Raw genomic sequence first — 16,712 nt, 5'->3', positions numbered from 1 at the left:
GACCAGCCACTAGACGAAAGGCACTGAAGTGAACCTCCTGGTTCTCGCGGCTGAGGAAGCTCAAAACCCCCTCATCCCGCCGATCCCCGAGCTCGTCATCGGTCTGATCGCCTTCGTCATCGTCTTCGGTTTCCTCGCGAAGAAGCTCCTCCCGAACATCAACAAGGTTCTGGACGAGCGCCGCGAGGCCATCGAAGGCGGTATCGAGAAGGCTGAGGCCGCTCAGACCGAGGCCCAGAGCGTGCTGGAGCAGTACAAGGCCCAGCTCGCCGAGGCCCGGCACGAGGCCGCGCGCCTGCGCCAGGATGCGCTGGAGCAGGGCACTGCGCTCAAGGAAGAACTGCGCGCAGAGGGCCAGCGGCAGCGTGAGGAGATCATCGCTGCCGGCCACACGCAGATCGAGGCCGACCGCAAGGCCGCCTCTCACGCGCTGCGTCAGGACGTGGGCAAGCTCGCCACCGACCTGGCCGGCAAGCTCGTCGGCGAGTCCCTCGAGGACCACGCCCGGCAGAGCCGCACCATCGACCGTTTCCTCAGCGAGCTCGAGGAGAAGGCAGCGTCGAACGGGGCTGCCCGATGAACGGAGCGAGCCGCGAGGCACTGGCCTCCGCGCGTGAGCGTCTCGACGCGCTGACGGACAACACGTCCGTCGACGCGGCGAAGCTCGCCGGTGAGCTGGATGCCGTCACCACGCTGCTCGACCGTGAGGTCTCGCTGCGTCGGGTCATCACGGACCCGGCGCAGTCCGGCGAGGCCAAGGCCGAGCTGGCCGGGCGCCTGCTGAGCGGCCAGGTCGGCGGGGAGACCCTCGACCTGGTGTCCGGCATGGTCCGGTCCCGCTGGTCGCAGTCCCGCGACCTGGTGGACGCGCTGGAGGAGCTGGCGGCCACCGCCGAGCTCACCGCCGCCCAGCAGGGCGGCGCGCTCGACGACGTCGAGGACGAGGTCTTCCGCTTCGGCCGGATCGTCGCCTCGAGCACCGAGCTGCGCGCGGCGCTGACCGACCGTGCGGCCACCGCCTCCGCCAAGAGCGAGCTGCTCCGCAGCCTGCTGGGCGGCAAGGCGAACGCCGGCACCGAGCGTCTCGTCACGCGACTTGTCACGCACCCGCGTGGACGTAGCCTGGAAGCGGGCCTCGAGTCCCTGTCCACGCTCGCCGCCGAGCGCCGCAACCGCATGGTCGCCACGGTGACCACCGCGGTTCCGCTCAGCGACGTGCAGAAGCAGCGTCTCGGCGCGGTCCTGGCCAAGCTGTACGGCCGCCAGATGCACCTGAACCTCGAAGTGGACCCCACGGTCCTCGGCGGGATCGTGGTGCGGGTCGGCGACGAGGTCATCGACGGCACCATCGCGGACCGCCTCTCCGAGGCGACCCGCCGCATGGCCGGCTGACCAACACCAAAAGAACAACGCATTCCTAGCGGCCCGGTTGGGCCGTGCAGAACTTGCAGAAGATTCCTGGGGGTCGCCCCCAGACCCCACAAGAAGCTTCAGGCCCAACAAGGAGAGCAGGGAACCCAGATGGCGGAGCTCACGATCCGGCCGGAGGAGATCCGGGACGCACTGGAGAACTTCGTCCAGTCGTACCAGCCGGACGCGGCCTCGCGCGAGGAGGTCGGAACGGTCAGCGTTGCCGGCGACGGCATCGCGAAGGTGGAGGGCCTGCCCTCCGCCATGGCGAACGAACTGCTGAAGTTCGAGGACGGCACCCTCGGTCTCGCCCTCAACCTCGACGAGCGCGAGATCGGTGCGGTCGTCCTCGGCGAGTTCAGTGGTATCGAGGAGGGCCAGCCGGTGCAGCGCACCGGTGAGGTGCTCTCCGTAGGCGTCGGCGAGGGCTACCTCGGCCGCGTCGTCGACCCGCTCGGCAACCCGATCGACGGTCTCGGCGAGATCGCGACCGAAGGCCGTCGCGCCCTCGAACTGCAGGCCCCGGGCGTCATGATCCGCAAGTCGGTTCACGAGCCCATGCAGACCGGCTACAAGGCCATCGACGCCATGGTGCCCGTCGGCCGTGGCCAGCGTCAGCTGATCATCGGCGACCGTCAGACCGGCAAGACCGCTCTGGCCGTCGACACGATCATCAACCAGCGCGACAACTGGCGCTCCGGCGACGTGAACAAGCAGGTTCGCTGCATCTACGTCGCCATCGGCCAGAAGGGCTCGACCATCGCGTCCGTTCGCGGCGCCCTGGAAGACGCCGGCGCGCTCGAGTACACGACGATCGTCGCCGCCCCGGCGTCCGACCCGGCCGGCTTCAAGTACCTGGCGCCGTACACCGGTTCCGCCATCGGCCAGCACTGGATGTACGCCGGCAAGCACGTCCTGATCATCTTCGACGACCTGTCGAAGCAGGCCGACGCCTACCGCGCCGTGTCGCTGCTGCTGCGCCGTCCGCCGGGCCGCGAGGCCTACCCGGGCGACGTCTTCTACCTGCACTCCCGTCTGCTGGAGCGCTGCGCGAAGCTCTCCGACGACATGGGTGCCGGTTCGATGACCGGTCTGCCGATCGTCGAGACCAAGGCGAACGACGTGTCGGCGTTCATCCCGACCAACGTCATCTCCATCACCGACGGCCAGTGCTTCCTTGAGTCCGACCTGTTCAACGCGGGCCAGCGCCCGGCGCTGAACGTCGGCATCTCGGTCTCCCGCGTCGGTGGCTCCGCCCAGCACAAGGCGATGAAGCAGGTTTCCGGCCGTCTGCGCCTGGACCTCGCCCAGTACCGCGAGCTGGAGGCGTTCGCCGCCTTCGGTTCCGACCTGGACGCCGCTTCGAAGGCTTCGCTGGAGCGCGGCAAGCGCCTGGTCGAGCTGCTGAAGCAGGGCCAGTACCAGCCGATGCCCGTCGAGGAGCAGGTCGTCTCCGTCTGGGCCGGTACCACCGGCAAGATGGACGACGTCCCGGTCAACGACATCCGTCGCTTCGAGTCGGAGCTGCTGGAGCACCTGCGCCGCGAGCGCAAGGACCTCCTCACCTCCATCGCCGACGGCGGCAAGATGTCGGACGACACCCTGACGTCGATCGCCGACGCCATCGCCGCCTTCAAGCAGCAGTTCGAGACCTCGGACGGCAAGCTTCTGGGCGAGGACGCGCCGGCCGTCAACGTCTCCAAGTGACGACGGAAGGGACCTGACTCATGGGAGCGCAGCTCCGGGTCTACAAGCGTCGCATCCGTGCCGTCACGGCGACCAAGAAGATCACCAAGGCGATGGAGATGATCGCCGCCTCGCGCATCGTCAAGGCGCAGCGCAAGGTGGCGGCATCGATGCCGTACGCGAACGAGCTCACCCGTGCGGTGACCGCGGTCGCGACCGGCTCGAACACCAAGCACGCCCTGACCACCGAGGTCGAGACGCCGGTGCGTGCCGCGGTCCTGCTCATCACGAGCGACCGCGGTCTGGCCGGCGGCTACTCCTCGAATGCCATCAAGCAGGCGGAGCGGCTCACCGAGCGGCTGCGCGGCGAGGGCAAGGAGGTCGACACGTACATCGTCGGCCGTAAGGGTCTGGCCTACTTCGGCTTCCGCGAGCGCAAGGTCGCGGAGTCGTGGACCGGCTTCACCGACAGCCCGGCCTACGCCGACGCCAAGCGCGTCGCGGAGCCGCTGATCGAGGCCATCCAGACGGAGACGGCCGAGGGCGGCGTCGACGAGCTGCACATCATCTACACGGAATTCGTGTCGATGATGACGCAGAGCGCGGTCGACGGCCGGATGCTGCCGCTCAGCCTCGACAAGGTTGCGGAGACCGAGACATCAGCGGGCGGCGCGAAGGGCGAGATCCTTCCGCTGTTCGACTTCGAGCCGTCGGCGGAGGACGTCCTCGACGCCCTCCTGCCGCGCTACGTCGAGAGCCGCATCTACAACGCACTGCTGCAGTCGGCCGCTTCCGAGCACGCCGCCCGCCGCCGCGCGATGAAGTCGGCGACCGACAACGCCGGAGACCTCATCAAGAGTCTCTCCCGGCTTGCCAACGCGGCCCGCCAGGCCGAAATCACCCAGGAAATCAGCGAGATCGTCGGTGGCGCGAGCGCCATGGCTGACGCGACCGCGGGGAGTGACAAGTAATGACGACCACTGTTGAGACGGCCGCCGCCACGGGCCGCGTCGCCCGGGTCATCGGCCCGGTCGTCGACGTGGAGTTCCCCGTCGACGCCATGCCCGAGATCTACAACGCGCTGAAGGTCCAGGTCGCCGACCCGGCCGAGGACGGCAAGCTGAAGACGCTGACCCTCGAAGTCGCCCAGCACCTGGGTGACGGCGTGGTCCGCACGATCTCCATGCAGCCCACCGACGGTCTGGTCCGCCAGGCCCCGGTGACCAACACGGGCGAGGGCATCACCGTCCCCGTCGGTGACTTCACCAAGGGCAAGGTGTTCAACACCCTCGGTGAGGTGCTGAACTACCCGGAGGAGAACGCCAACGTCACCGAGCGCTGGCCGATCCACCGCAAGGCGCCCCGCTTCGACGAGCTCGAGTCGAAGACCGAGATGTTCGAGACCGGCGTCAAGGTCATCGACCTTCTCACCCCGTACGTCAAGGGTGGAAAGATCGGTCTGTTCGGTGGTGCCGGTGTCGGCAAGACCGTTCTGATCCAGGAAATGATCTACCGCGTGGCCAACAACCACGATGGTGTGTCGGTCTTCGCGGGCGTCGGTGAGCGTACCCGTGAGGGCAACGACCTCATCGAGGAGATGGCCGAGTCCGGCGTCATCGACAAGACGGCCCTCGTCTTCGGCCAGATGGACGAGCCGCCGGGCACGCGTCTGCGCGTCGCCCTGGCCGGTCTGACCATGGCGGAGTACTTCCGCGATGTGCAGAAGCAGGACGTCCTGTTCTTCATCGACAACATCTTCCGGTACACCCAGGCGGGTTCCGAGGTGTCGACCCTGCTCGGCCGCATGCCCTCCGCGGTGGGTTACCAGCCGAACCTGGCCGACGAGATGGGTCTCCTCCAGGAGCGCATCACCTCGACCCGTGGTCACTCGATCACCTCGATGCAGGCGATCTACGTCCCCGCGGACGACCTGACCGACCCGGCGCCGGCGACCACCTTCGCCCACCTCGACGCGACGACGGTTCTCTCCCGTCCGATCTCCGAGAAGGGCATCTACCCGGCCGTGGACCCGCTGGACTCGACGTCCCGCATCCTCGACCCGCGGTACATCGCGGCGGACCACTACGCCACGGCGATGCGCGTCAAGGGGATCCTGCAGAAGTACAAGGACCTCCAGGACATCATCGCGATCCTCGGTATCGACGAGCTGGGCGAGGAGGACAAGCTCGTTGTCCACCGTGCCCGTCGCGTCGAGCGCTTCCTGTCGCAGAACACCCACGTCGCCAAGCAGTTCACCGGTGTCGACGGTTCGGACGTTCCGCTCGAGGAGTCGATCGTGGCGTTCAACGCGATCTGCGACGGCGACTACGACCACTTCCCCGAGCAGGCGTTCTTCCTGTGCGGTGGCATCGAGGACCTGAAGGCGAACGCCAAGGAGCTGGGCGTCTCCTGATCCGGCGCGCTCCACGAGGAGCGCATCGGATCCGAAGGATCCACGGAGAGGGGCGGGTGTGTCCCGTCCCTCTCCCCACGCCCATTAGAATTTGACCCAACACCCGGCTTACCCGCCGGGTGGTGACCCGAGGAGCCACCTTGGCTGCTGAGCTGCACGTCGAGCTGGTCGCGGCGGACCGCAATGTCTGGTCCGGCGAGGCCACCCTTGTTGTCGCCCGCACCACGTCCGGCGACATCGGCGTCATGCCCGGTCACCAGCCGCTTCTCGGTGTGCTGGAATCGGGCCCTGTGACCATCCGCACCACTGACGGCGCCACTGTCGTCGCCGCGGTGCACGGCGGTTTCATCTCGTTCGCGGACAACAAGCTGTCCCTGCTGGCCGAGATCGCCGAGCTCGCTGACGAGATCGACGTCCAGCGTGCGGAGCGGGCACTGGAGCGCGCGAAGTCGGAGGCCGACGCGGCCGCCGAGCGTCGCGCGGATGTCCGACTGCGCGCCGTAACGGGCTGAACGCCCGTCGGAGTTTGAAAGGCTGAGCCCCGGAGGGCGACTTCCGGGGCTCGGCAGACCTCAGCCGCGGTCCGTTCTGGAGCTTTCCAGACCGGGTCGCGGCTGAGGCGATGCAGGTCGTTTTTTCGCACGCGGTATTTCGATGAGCGAGGAGGTCGGTGAAGATGCTCCTCGCTCTGCTTGTGAGCGGCCTGGTCGTAGCCCTGGTGGTGATCGGGCTGTTTGTGTTCGGACTGCGCCGCAGACTCATCCAGCGGTCCGGCGGAACCTTCGACTGCAGCATGCGCTGGGGCGTGTCCGAGGAGCCGGACGTCTCCGGCAAGGGCTGGGTGTACGGGGTCGCCCGCTACAGCGGCGACCGGATCGAGTGGTTCCGCGTTTTCAGCTACTCGCCGCGGCCGCGCCGGCTGCTGGAGCGCTCGTCCATCGAGGTGCTCGCCCGGCGCGCTCCCGAGGGCGAGGAGGAGCTGGCCCTGCTCTCCGACGCCGTCGTGCTCGGCGCCCTCCACCGCGGGACGCGCCTGGAGCTGGCGATGAGCGACGACGCGCTGACCGGGTTCCTGGCGTGGCTCGAGGCGGCGCCGCCCGGGCAACGGGTGAATGTGGCCTGAATTCCGCTCCCGTTGTACGGGGGTCTCCCCGGACGGAGTCTGGGGGCGGGTGAATGTGGCCTGAATTCCGCTCCCGTTGTACAGGGGTCTCCCCGGACGGAGTCCGGGGGTGGGTGAACGTGGCCCGAGCGGGATCGCGTACGGCGTGGAGAAGCCGGGGAGAGGGGGGCGGACCCTTCTCCCCGGCTTCGTCTGTCACCGGATGCGCTCAGCGGCGGTTACTGCAGCCCGGTGTGGATCGCGTTGGCGAGCTCACCGTTGGTGGTGTCGCCGCTGAACTCCCAGAAGAAGGCTCCCCTGAGGCCCTGCTGCTTGGTCCAGCTCATCTTCGAGGCGACCGTGGCGGGGGTGTCGTAGCTCCACCAGTTGCTGCCGCACTTGGCGTAGGCCGTGCCGGCGATGGTGCCGGTGGACGGGCAGCTGGCCTTGAGCACCTTGTAGTCCTCGATGCCCGGCTCGTACGTGCCGGGGGCCGGGCCGGTGGCGGTGCCGCCGGGGGTGGCCTGGGTGACGCCGGTCCAGCCGCGGCCGTAGAAGCCGATGCCGAGGTTGAGCTTGGAGCCGGGGATCCCCTTGCCCTTGAGCTTGGTGATCGCGGCCTCGGAGTTGAAGCCCTCCTGCGGGATGCCCGGGTAGGCGGTGAGCGGGGAGTGCGGGGCCGTCGGGCCCTGCGCCGCCCAGCCGCCGAAGAAGTCGTACGTCATGACGTTGTAGAAGTCGACGTACTGGGCCGCGCCGCCGTAGTCGGCCGCGTCCAGCTTGCCGCCGTTGGAGCCGTCGGCGGAGATCGCGGCGGTGACCAGGTTGTTCCCGCTGAACTTGGCCCGGGTGGCCTGCATCAGGTTCTTCAGGGAGGCGGCGCCGCTGGTGTCACAGGTCAGGCCGCAGGCGTTCGGGTACTCCCAGTCGAGGTCGATGCCGTCGAAGACGTCGGCCCAGCGCGGGTCCTCCACCAGGTCGTAGCAGGACTGGGCGAAGGCGGCCGGGTTGGCGGCGGCCTGGCCGAAGCCGCCGGACCAGGTCCAGCCGCCGAAGGACCACAGGATCTTGATGTGCGGGTACTGGGCCTTCAGCTTGCGCAGCTGGTTGAAGTTGCCGCGCAGCGGCTGGTCCCAGGTGTCCGCCTTGCCGTCGACGCTCTGGTCGGCGGTGTAGGCCTTGTCGTAGTCCGCGTAGGCGTCGCCGATGGTGCAGCGGCCGCCCTGGACGTTGCCGAAGGCGTAGTTGATGTGGGTGATCTTCGCGGCGGAGCCCGAGGTGACCAGGTTCTTCACGTGGTAGTTGCGTCCGTAGACGCCCCAGTTGGTGAAGTAGCCGAGCTTGACCTTGGTGCCGGCGCCCGGATCGGTGCCACCGCCGCCGGGCGTGGTGACGGAGAGCGCGCCGGAGGAGGGGCCGGTCTGGTCGATGCTGTCGCGGGCGATCACCGTGTAGGCGTACGACGTGCCCTTGGTCAGGCCGGTGTCCGAGTAGCTGCGGCCGGTCACCGTGGCGACCTTGGCGCCGCCGCGGTAGACGTCGTAGTTCTTGACGCCCTTGTCGTCGGTGGCGGCCGTCCAGTTCAGGGTCAGCGAGGTCTCGGTGACGTTCGCGGCGGTGGGGGTGCCGGGAGCGGAGGGCGGGTTGTCGCCGGGCTGGGTGGTGCCGTCACAGGGGCCGCCGTTGATCTTGCAGCCGCTGGGGGCGCCCGCGCCGGCGCCGTTGAAGCCGAAGCTGATGCTGGCACCGGGGGAGAGGGTGCCGTTCCAGCCGAGGTTTTTGCCCGTCCAGTGGGTGCCCGAGCTGGTGACGGTGGCGTCCCAGGCCGAGGTGACCGAGGTGCCGGCCGGGTAGTCCCACTCCACGGTCCAGCTCGTGAGGGTGGTGGTGCCGGTGTTCTTCACCGTCCACTTGCCCTCGAAGCCGGAGCCCCAGTCGGAGACCTTGGTGTACGTCGCGGTCGCGGCGGCGGCGGCCTGCGCCGGGCCGGCCAGCGCGACGAGCCCGCTGATCGGTACGGCGAGGGCGGCCACGACCGCCGCGACCCGGGTGAAGAACCGGGTGCGCCGGCTGCGGGGTGGGGATGCTGTGCTCAAGGGTGTTCCTCCGTAGGTCCGCCGGAGCCGTGGGGCCGGCTCCGGCATGGGGGTGGGACCTGCGCCGCCCGTGAGCACGCTTTGTCATGCACGCTCACCACAGTGTTCCGCGAGCGTAGAAAGGTCTGGACCAACCGTCAAGAGGTCCAGACCGGTGCTCCTAAATGCCCAACTCTCCTGCCAGTACGGCCGCTTGGACCCTGCTGCGCAGGTCCAGCTTCCCCAGCAGCCTGCTGACGTGCGTCTTCACGGTGGCCTCGGCCATCTCCAGCCGTACCGCGATCTCCGCGTTCGAGAGCCCCTCTCCCAGGCATCCCAGCACCTCCCGCTCCCGGCGCGTGAGCGAGGCCACCGCCGCCGCGGTCTCCGGCGGGGCCTGCGGCCGGCGCACCTGCGGGCAGGCGAACTCGGCGATCAGCCGCCTGGTCACCGCCGGGGCGATCAGGCCCTCCCCGCGCGCGACGGTGCGTACCGCCTCGATCAGCTCGGCCGCGTCCGCGTTCTTCAGCAGGAAGCCGGCCGCCCCCGCCCGCAGCGCCCCGAAGACGTACTCGTCGAGGTCGAAGGTGGTCAGGACGAGGACGTCCGCCAGCCCCTCCGCGACCACCTGGCGCGTCGCCGACACCCCGTCGAGCCGGGGCATCTGGACGTCCATGAGGACGAGATCCGGACGTAGTTCCCGGGCGAGGCGCACCGCCTCCTCCCCGTCGGCGGCTTCGCCCGCCACCTCGATGTCGCCCGCGCTGCGCAGGATCAGCACCAGCCCGGCCCGTACCGCGCTCTGGTCCTCCGCCACCACCACCCGGATGGTCATGCCTCCACCGCCCTCTCCTCCGCGGGCAGGATCGCCCGCACCCGCCACACCGGGCCGGACCGGCCCGCCGTGAACCGTCCGCCCAGCAGCTCCGCCCGTTCCCGCATGCCGATCAGCCCGGCTCCGGACCCGGGGGCGCGCGGGCCGGGCCGGTCCCCGTACGGGGAGTCCACGGCCACGCTCAGCTGCCCGCCCCCGCGGGCCACGCGGACCGAGACCGTGCCCGGCGCCGCGTGCTTGAGCGCGTTGGTCAGCGACTCCTGCAGGATGCGGTACGCCGCCAGCTCCACGGGCGCCGGCACGGCGCCCCCGTCCGTCCGGTCGTCGTGGAGGACGAATTCCAGCCCGCTTCCCGAGCCGTTGGTGCGGGCCTGCCCGAGCAGGGCGTCCAGGCCGTCCAGCGAGGGGGTGGCGGCCGGCTCCTGCCCCGCCCCGGCGTCCCGCAGCAGCCCGATCAGACGGCGCATTTCGGCCAGCCCCTGGACGCTGTTCTCCCGGATCACACCGAGTGCCTCGCGGCTGGTGCCGGGCTGGTCGATGGAGAGCGCGGCGGTGGAGTGGATGGCGATGGCGGAGAGGTGGTTGGCCACCATGTCGTGCAGCTCCCGCGCCATCCGGGCGCGCTCGGCCATCACGGCCTGGGTACGGTCCATCTCGGCCAGCAGCGCCGTCTGCTCGGCGCGCAGCCGGGCGGCCACGGCGGCCTCCCGCTGGTTGCGCAGGGTGGCCCCCGTCAGGGCCGGGGCGAAGCTGACGAGGCCGGTGACCACACCGATCAGCAGGGCCTGTGGCGTACGCAGCCAGGCCACCGAGACGATCGTGACGGCCACGGTGATCAGGCCGGTGGTGACCGGGAGCCGCCGCGCCATGGCGGGCGGGCCGTAGACCACGGCCGCGTACATCAGGTCGGTGAAGATCAGGACGGTGGCGAGGCTGCCGACCGTGAACTGGTCGGCGACCAGGCCGACGGTGCCGACGTTCAGCGCCACCCTGGGCGCGGAACGGCGCAGCAGCTCCATCGCGCCGAGGACCAGCAGCGGGACCAGGGCCGCCCAGTCGGGGAGGAAGTCCCGGCTGTCGGCCTGGTGCACGCCGAGCGACCAGAGCACGAGGCCCGCGAGCACGCTGACCAGGGCGAGGAGCACGTCGTGGCGGTGGGGGCGGAGGCTTCTCGGGGTCACGCTCCCATCCAACACGGTGGGAGCGCCGCCGGCCTCGGCGCCGGGGCGGACGCCGGGTACATCGAAGGGTGCAGTGGTCTTTCGTCACCGCAGACGACGAACCGGGCCCGATCCGGCGGGACTCTGGGAGGGAACACCCGAGAACCGGACCGAACGCAACGGAGAGACCCGTGATCGTCACCGTGATCATCGCCTGTGAAGTCGGCTTCTGGGTACTGCTGGCGGCCGGGCTGTCCCTGCGCTACCTGGCCAGGATGCCGCGGCTCGGGGCGGCCGTCCTGCTGTGCGAACCGGTGCTGGAACTCGTCCTGCTGGCCGTCACCGCCATCGACCTCAGGAACGGCGCCGTACCCGACTGGAAGCACGGCCTCGCGGCGCTGTACCTCGGTTACACCGTCGCCTACGGCCACTACACGGTGAAGTGGCTCGACGGCCACGCCGCGCACCGGCTCGCGGGCGGCCCCAAGCCGGCCGGTGCGGGATACGGGAAGGCGCGGGCCGTCCACGAGTGGAAGCTGTGGGTCCGCACCGTCGTCGCCGCCGCCGTCGCGCTCGGCCTGCTCCAGGCCGCGATCTGGTACGTCGGCGACGCGGGCGACGTCAGCTCGCTGGAGGCGACGCAGTACGCCGCCCTGCGGGTGGCCGGGATCCACGCCCTGATCGCCGTCGCGTACACGATCTGGCCGAAGAAGGCCCCGGCCGGCGCCTCCGGGGAGCGGTACGGCCGGGTCGAGGCCGATCGCTAGGGGGGTTCCGGATCGTGCAAGGGCCCGCGTCCTCGGCGGGTCAGCGCTCGCCGCCCGGCACCCACAGCACGTCCCCGACCTCCTTGTTGGCCACCCGGGCCAGGATGAACAGGAGGTCGGAGAGGCGGTTGAGGTAGGTGGCGGTCAGCGGGTTCATCACCTCGCCGTGCACCTCCAGCGCCGACCAGGTAGAGCGCTCGGCCCGCCGGACGACCGTGCAGGCCTGGTGCAGCAGGGCGGCGCCGGGGGTGCCGCCGGGCAGGATGAAGCTCCGCAGCTTCTCCACCCGCTCAAGGTAGAGGTCGCAGTCCGCCTCCAGCTTGTCGATGTAGAACTGCTCCACGCGCAGCGGCGGGTACTGCGGGTTCTCCACCACCGGCGTGCACAGGTCGGCGCCGACGTCGAAGAGGTCGTTCTGCACCCGGACCAGGACCTTCACGACCTCCTCGGGCAGCGCGCCCAGCGCGATAGCCGTCCCCAGGGCCGCGTTGGCCTCGTTGGCGTCGGCGTACGCGGAGATCCGCAGGTCGGTCTTGGCCGTACGGCTCATGTCGCCGAGGGCGGTCGTGCCCTTGTCGCCGGTACGGGTGTAGATGCGCGTGAGGTTCACCATGCCGCCAGCGTAGTGACGCCCCGCCGGAATCCGCACGCGGTGCCCCGCCGGCGGCCGGGCGCCCGCACCGGGCGTAGGGGGCGGAGCGAACTGGGGGGCTGTGCAGGGACGCTGGGCCGTACCAGTGTGATGTCCGTCAGCTGAGACGTGACGCGTGTTACTTCGCGGTCACACCGCACCGCCCAAACGCTAGTCTCCGCCGGAGAGGGCTACGAGACTGAGCCGTTTTGAGAACGAGGGGTGTGCAGTGGCTGGGAAGCTCGCCGTCATCGGTGCCGGACTGATGGGTTCCGGGATCGCTCAGGTCTCCGCTCAGGCGGGTTGGGACGTCGTACTGCGCGACGTCACCGATGCCGCGCTGACCCGCGGTACCGACGGGATCAAGGCCTCGTACGACAAGTTCGTCTCCAAGGGCAAGCTGTCGGCCGAGGACGCGGAGGCCGCGCTCGCGCGCATCACCACCACCACCGACCTCGACGCGGTCGCCGACGTGGACATCGTCGTGGAGGCCGCCTTCGAGAAGATCGAGATCAAGCACGAGATCTTCCGTGCCCTCGACAAGATCGTGCGCGAGGACACCATCCTCGCCTCCAACACCTCCGCCATCCCGATCACCAAGATCGCGGCCGTGACGGAGCGTCCGGAGCGCGTCGTCGGCGCCCACTTCTTCTCGCCCGTCCCGCTGATGCAGCTGTGCGAGCTCGTGCGCGGCTACAAGACGAGCGACGAAACCCTCGCCACCACGCGGGCATTCGCCGAGTCCGTCGGCAAGACCTGCATCGTCGTCAACCGCGACGTCGCCGGCTTCGTGACGACCCGTCTGATCTCCGCCCTGGTCGTCGAGGCCGCGAAACTGTACGAATCGGGCGTGGCGTCCGCCGAGGACATCGACATCGCCTGCAAGCTGGGCTTCGGCCACGCGATGGGCCCGCTGGCCACCGCCGACCTCACGGGCGTGGACATCCTGCTCCACGCCACGAGCAACATCTACACCGAGTCGCAGGACGAGAAGTTCGCGCCGCCGGAGCTGATGCGCCGGATGGTGGACGCCGGGGACATCGGCCGCAAGAGCGGTCAGGGCTTCTACAAGCACTGACCCGGCCGGGCCACTGAGCACCACCGTTCGAATGCCTTCACCCCACGGAGTGAATTAGGTATCGGTTCGCTCACGGTCGGCAACTTACCTGCCCGCCAGGCAGTCAGTTGCAGTGAGAGTTGCCGACCACGGACCAGTCGGACCATACGTACGCAGTACTGCCGGGAGTACACATGCACATCAGGGGCGACCACGCCGAACTCGCTGTCGGGGGCCGCCTCGACGTGCGGAGCGCGGCGGACGCCCGGACGGTCCTCCACTCCGCCCTCGACGACGGCCACGGCGACCTCGTGCTCGACCTCACCGGACTCGACTCCTGGGACGCCACCGGCCTCGGCGTGATCATGGGCGCCCACCGGAGGGCCGGCCGGACCGGACGCCGCCTCGTCCTGCGCGGGGTGCCGCCGCAGATGCAGCGGCTCCTCGTCGCCACCCGGCTCCACCGCATCCTCGCGATCGAGGGCGGCCTCGAAGCGGAGTCCCTGCCCCGGGTGTGATCCACCCGGCCGTCGTCCGGCTGCCGTCCGGCCGCCGTTTCCAGCGGAAACGTAACGGTCCGGTGGTGATGGCACCCCGGCGGTTCCGGCGCGACCGGCCACGGTCTAGGGTTCGGGCGGAAACCGGACCAGTGGCGACAGCGGCGTGTGCGACGGCCGGGCGGTACGACGGCGAGGCGCACGGCCCGCGATCGGGGGACTTGGTCATGGACCGTACACAGGGGCAGACGGCCGATCCGGCGGAGCGGTCCGGGAGCACCCCGGCCGCGCCCGCGCGGATCGTCACCCTCACCGCGGGGGACTTCTCCCTCACCGTCAATCCCGTCGACGGCAGCGAGATAGAACCGCACCGCCCCGGCGCTGACACCGGCCGCAGGCCCGCCAAGCGCGCAGCGGCGGCCCGCCGTGCCCGGGAAGCGGGCGCACGGCCCCCCGCGCTGCCCGGCCAGCCCGTCCCCGGACGGCTGCCGCCGGCCCGCGAGGAGGAGCGGGAGCGCCTCGTACGGCTGCTGGGCCGGGGCCGGTCCGTACGGCTGACCGGCCCCGCCGGATCGGGCCGCACCACCCTGCTCGACGCGGTCGCCACCGCGTGCGCGGACCTCGCGCCGGACGGCGTCGTACGGCTCAGCGGCTACGGGCACCAGCAGCCCGCCGAACTGCTGCACGCGCTGCACGCGGCCGTGTACGAGGCCCCGGAGGACCGGCCCGACCGCATCGAGCTCCTCTCCCGGGTACGGGACATAGGCGCCGTCGTCCTCCTCGACGACCTGGAGATGGGCGGCAGCGCCCTCGACGAGCTGCTGCGCGCCACCCCCGAGTGCGCCTACCTGCTCGCCACGACCCCCGACACCCGGGCCCCCTCCGACGACTCGCACCTGGAGGAGGTCTTCCTCTCGGGCCTCGGCAAGGCGGAGTGCCTGGACCTGCTGGAGGCGCGTGCGGGACGCCCGCTGACGGACGAGGAGACCGCCTGGGCGGGAGACCTGCGGTTCGCCTCCGAGGGACTGCCGCTGCGCTTCGTCCAGGCCGCCGCGCTGCTGCGGCAGCGCGATGAGCTCAACCGCGCCGACGAGGACGACGACGAGGAGGAGCCCGGCGTCTTCGAGGGGCGCCCGCGCGACGCCGTCGAGGTGCCCCTGCCCACGCTCGCCGAGGGCGCGGCCCCCGCCGAGCTGCTGGCCTCACGGGTCAGCGAGTCCGCGCGCGCGGCCCTGCGGATCGCGTGCGCGCTGGGCGGGGAGCTGCCGCACCACGCGCACCTGCCGGCGCTGGTGGGGGACACGCACGCGGACACGGCCGTCGCGGAACTGCTGGCCTGCGGGCTGCTGACGCCCGTCGGGGCGCGCTACCGGCTGGCCGCGGGGGTCGCGCGGCAGCTGGAGGACGTCGGGTACGGCGACACCGCCGCGGAGGAGGCCCGTACGGCCGCCCGGCACTACGCCTGGTGGACCGGGCACGCCTCGGTGACCCCGGAGCGCGTCGGCGCCGAGGCGGAGGCGGTGCTCGCCGCGCTGGCCGGCGCGGACGTCGTGGCGGCGGTGCTGCTGGCGCGCACGGCGGCCCCCGCCTTCGCGGCCTCGCTGCACTGGGAGGCGTGGGAGCGGGTGCTGCGCTCGGGCGCCGAGGCCGCGCGGAAGGCGGGTGAGGTCGCGGAACAGGCCTACTTCCACCACGAGCTGGGCGTGCTCGCGCTGTGCGAGGGGCGCCTCGACCGGGCGCGGGCCGAGCTGGAGACCTCGATCGGGCTGCGGGGCGCGCTCGCGGACAAGCGGGGCACGATCGCGGGACGGCGGGCGCTCGCGCTGGTCGTGGACCGGGAGTCGGCGGAGGTGTCCGCCTCGCCGCCGCTGCGGCTGGAGGCACCGGCTGCCCTCCCGGCGGGTACGGGCGCAGGCACGGGTGCGGGTGCGGGTGCCGCGGCGGTCACGGCGGCCCTCCCGGCGGGTACGGGCGCTCCGGCGGCAGGTGCGGGCGCAGGTATGGGTACGGGTGCGGGTACGGGTGCGACCTCGGGCGCCACGGCGGGCGCGGGCGGTGTGCCCGCGGCCTCGGCAGCGGCAGCCGCGGTCGCGGCGGCCGTCGCGGGCGCGGGCGGTGCGGCGCGTACGGCCGCGGCCACGGGCAGTGCGGCGGCCACGGAGGCCGCCGCGGGCCCGGCTGGTACGGGGGCCGCCACGGGCCTCGCCGCCACGGGCCCCGCCGGTACGGGAGCCGCCGCGGGCCCCGCCGGTGCGGGAGCCGCCGCGGGCCCCGCCGGTGCGCCGGCCGCGGGGCGGGCCCCGGCGGCGGTCACGCCGGCCGCCGGGCTCGCCAAGGGCCCCGGCACGCCGGCCGCGCCGGTCGACGGCGCCGCCCGTGAGCCCTCGGAGGCGGTGACGCGGCTGACTCCGGTGGTGCCGGTCGCCCGCCGCTCGGCGCCGCCCACGACGCTGTCGGAGGTGTTCGAGGAGGCTTTCCCGCTCACACCGAAGGAGCCCGCCGCCGCGGCGACGGCGCGAGTGCCCGTGCCCGTACCGGGCCCGCGGGCCGGGCGACGGCGCGTACTGCTCCTCGCCGGAGCGGGAGCGCTGGCGGTGGTGACGCTGGGCACGGTGGTCGCGCTGGCCCTGAGTTCGTCCGACGCGCCGTCACCGGCGAAGGAGGGGCCGGCGGTCTCCACGTCCCCGACGGCGCCTCCGGCGGTCCTGCCGGGGACGAGCGGACACGATCCCGCGACGACGCCGCCCACCGAACCGGCCGCTCCCGCCGAGTCCACCGCGCCCGGGGAGAGCGTCGTACCCGGAGAGACGCTCGCGCCGGCCCCGGGCCGGACCCCGGCGCGCACCCCGTCCCAGCGGCCGTCCACGACGCCGCCGAAGACCACGCCGCCGCCGGCCACCACCGCGCCCACACCGTCGCCGGAGCCGACGGCCACGGCCGAGTCGCCCACGCCGTCCGTCACGCCGACGGCCACCGTCGCGCCGACGACCGATCCCTTGCCGCCCGGCGCCGGGTGACCGTTCGCCGGGTAACCGTTCGCCGGGTCGGGGACCCCGTCCCCGACCCGGCGAGGCCGGTC

At 71.4% G+C, this 16,712-nt stretch carries 15 protein-coding genes; 11 read left to right on the top strand and 4 right to left on the bottom strand.

Annotation, left to right across the window (positions count from 1 at the left end; genetic code table 11):
• Positions 1-28 precede the first annotated feature (28 nt).
• From OTB16_RS01795 to OTB16_RS01765, 7 genes are all read left to right on the top strand, one after another.
• A complete protein-coding gene (locus OTB16_RS01795) occupies positions 29-580 on the top strand; it encodes a F0F1 ATP synthase subunit B (protein ID WP_267717822.1) in 552 nt (183 codons plus the stop codon).
• A complete protein-coding gene (locus OTB16_RS01790; RefSeq protein WP_267717821.1) occupies positions 577-1,392 on the top strand; it encodes a F0F1 ATP synthase subunit delta in 816 nt (271 codons plus the stop codon). The genes OTB16_RS01795 and OTB16_RS01790 overlap by 4 nt, the downstream gene beginning before the upstream one ends.
• Positions 1,393-1,521: 129 nt before the next feature.
• Positions 1,522-3,117, top strand: a complete 1,596-nt coding sequence (gene atpA, locus OTB16_RS01785) for a F0F1 ATP synthase subunit alpha (protein ID WP_267717820.1) — start codon at positions 1,522-1,524, stop codon at positions 3,115-3,117.
• 20 nt (positions 3,118-3,137) lie between these two features.
• The gene (locus OTB16_RS01780) at positions 3,138-4,067 is read left to right on the top strand and encodes a F0F1 ATP synthase subunit gamma (protein ID WP_267717819.1); all 930 of its coding nucleotides are present in this window, start codon (positions 3,138-3,140) and stop codon (positions 4,065-4,067) included.
• Complete coding sequence (atpD, locus tag OTB16_RS01775) at positions 4,067-5,509, top strand: F0F1 ATP synthase subunit beta (protein ID WP_267717818.1); 1,443 nt, start codon at positions 4,067-4,069, stop codon at positions 5,507-5,509. The genes OTB16_RS01780 and atpD overlap by 1 nt, the downstream gene beginning before the upstream one ends.
• Positions 5,510-5,649: 140 nt before the next feature.
• Positions 5,650-6,021, top strand: coding sequence for a F0F1 ATP synthase subunit epsilon (locus tag OTB16_RS01770; RefSeq protein ID WP_267717816.1), 372 nt, complete (start codon positions 5,650-5,652; stop codon positions 6,019-6,021).
• 164 nt (positions 6,022-6,185) lie between these two features.
• Positions 6,186-6,632: a DUF2550 domain-containing protein gene (locus OTB16_RS01765; RefSeq protein ID WP_267717815.1), complete on the top strand. Its 447-nt coding sequence runs from the start codon at positions 6,186-6,188 to the stop codon at positions 6,630-6,632.
• Positions 6,633-6,850: 218 nt separating this feature from the next.
• Here the strand turns inward: OTB16_RS01765 and OTB16_RS01760 are convergent, their stop codons facing one another.
• The 3 genes from OTB16_RS01760 to OTB16_RS01750 all read right to left on the bottom strand — a co-directional run bounded on the left by OTB16_RS01760 (position 6,851) and on the right by OTB16_RS01750 (position 10,702).
• Entirely contained in the window at positions 6,851-8,755 is a 1,905-nt protein-coding gene (locus OTB16_RS01760; protein WP_420717589.1) for a glycosyl hydrolase family 18 protein, read from the bottom strand.
• A 112-nt stretch (positions 8,756-8,867) separates the two neighbouring features.
• Positions 8,868-9,521: a response regulator gene (locus OTB16_RS01755; protein ID WP_267717813.1), complete on the bottom strand. Its 654-nt coding sequence runs from the start codon at positions 9,519-9,521 to the stop codon at positions 8,868-8,870.
• A complete protein-coding gene (locus tag OTB16_RS01750; protein ID WP_267717812.1) occupies positions 9,518-10,702 on the bottom strand; it encodes a sensor histidine kinase in 1,185 nt (394 codons plus the stop codon). The genes OTB16_RS01755 and OTB16_RS01750 overlap by 4 nt, the downstream gene beginning before the upstream one ends.
• 170 nt (positions 10,703-10,872) lie before the next feature.
• Between OTB16_RS01750 and OTB16_RS01745 the strand changes: the two genes are divergently transcribed.
• Positions 10,873-11,448 carry a hypothetical protein gene (locus tag OTB16_RS01745; RefSeq protein WP_267717811.1) on the top strand — a complete coding sequence of 192 codons (576 nt, stop codon included), beginning with the start codon at positions 10,873-10,875 and terminating at the stop codon, positions 11,446-11,448.
• Between the two features lie 40 nt (positions 11,449-11,488).
• On the opposite strand, the gene OTB16_RS01740 is transcribed toward OTB16_RS01745, so the two are convergent.
• On the bottom strand, positions 11,489-12,061 hold the full coding sequence (locus tag OTB16_RS01740; RefSeq protein ID WP_267717810.1) for a cob(I)yrinic acid a,c-diamide adenosyltransferase: 573 nt from the start codon (positions 12,059-12,061) through the stop codon (positions 11,489-11,491).
• A 247-nt stretch (positions 12,062-12,308) separates the two neighbouring features.
• On the opposite strand from OTB16_RS01740, the gene OTB16_RS01735 reads away from it, so the two are divergent.
• From OTB16_RS01735 to OTB16_RS01725, 3 genes are all read left to right on the top strand, one after another.
• Positions 12,309-13,157, top strand: coding sequence for a 3-hydroxyacyl-CoA dehydrogenase family protein (locus OTB16_RS01735; protein WP_267717809.1), 849 nt, complete (start codon positions 12,309-12,311; stop codon positions 13,155-13,157).
• A gap of 173 nt (positions 13,158-13,330) precedes the next feature.
• Positions 13,331-13,654, top strand: coding sequence for an STAS domain-containing protein (locus OTB16_RS01730; protein WP_267717808.1), 324 nt, complete (start codon positions 13,331-13,333; stop codon positions 13,652-13,654).
• Positions 13,655-13,860: 206 nt separating this feature from the next.
• A complete protein-coding gene (locus OTB16_RS01725; protein ID WP_267717807.1) occupies positions 13,861-16,650 on the top strand; it encodes an ATP-binding protein in 2,790 nt (929 codons plus the stop codon).
• Positions 16,651-16,712: the final 62 nt, after the last annotated feature.

Source organism: Streptomyces antarcticus (genome assembly GCF_026627255.1).
GTDB classification, from domain to species: domain Bacteria; phylum Actinomycetota; class Actinomycetes; order Streptomycetales; family Streptomycetaceae; genus Streptomyces; species Streptomyces antarcticus.
This window is presented reverse-complemented; position numbering and strand designations above follow the sequence as displayed.

Coding starts and splice junctions, on each gene's coding strand:
- OTB16_RS01790 (WP_267717821.1), top strand. CDS start 577: ATGAACGGAGCGAGCCGCGAGGCACTGGCCTCCGCGCGTGAGCGTCTC.
- atpA (WP_267717820.1), top strand. CDS start 1,522: ATGGCGGAGCTCACGATCCGGCCGGAGGAGATCCGGGACGCACTGGAG.
- OTB16_RS01780 (WP_267717819.1), top strand. CDS start 3,138: ATGGGAGCGCAGCTCCGGGTCTACAAGCGTCGCATCCGTGCCGTCACG.
- atpD (WP_267717818.1), top strand. CDS start 4,067: ATGACGACCACTGTTGAGACGGCCGCCGCCACGGGCCGCGTCGCCCGG.
- OTB16_RS01765 (WP_267717815.1), top strand. CDS start 6,186: ATGCTCCTCGCTCTGCTTGTGAGCGGCCTGGTCGTAGCCCTGGTGGTG.
- OTB16_RS01760 (WP_420717589.1), bottom strand. CDS start 8,755: ATGCCGGAGCCGGCCCCACGGCTCCGGCGGACCTACGGAGGAACACCC.
- OTB16_RS01755 (WP_267717813.1), bottom strand. CDS start 9,521: ATGACCATCCGGGTGGTGGTGGCGGAGGACCAGAGCGCGGTACGGGCC.
- OTB16_RS01740 (WP_267717810.1), bottom strand. CDS start 12,061: ATGGTGAACCTCACGCGCATCTACACCCGTACCGGCGACAAGGGCACG.
- OTB16_RS01730 (WP_267717808.1), top strand. CDS start 13,331: ATGCACATCAGGGGCGACCACGCCGAACTCGCTGTCGGGGGCCGCCTC.
- OTB16_RS01725 (WP_267717807.1), top strand. CDS start 13,861: ATGGACCGTACACAGGGGCAGACGGCCGATCCGGCGGAGCGGTCCGGG.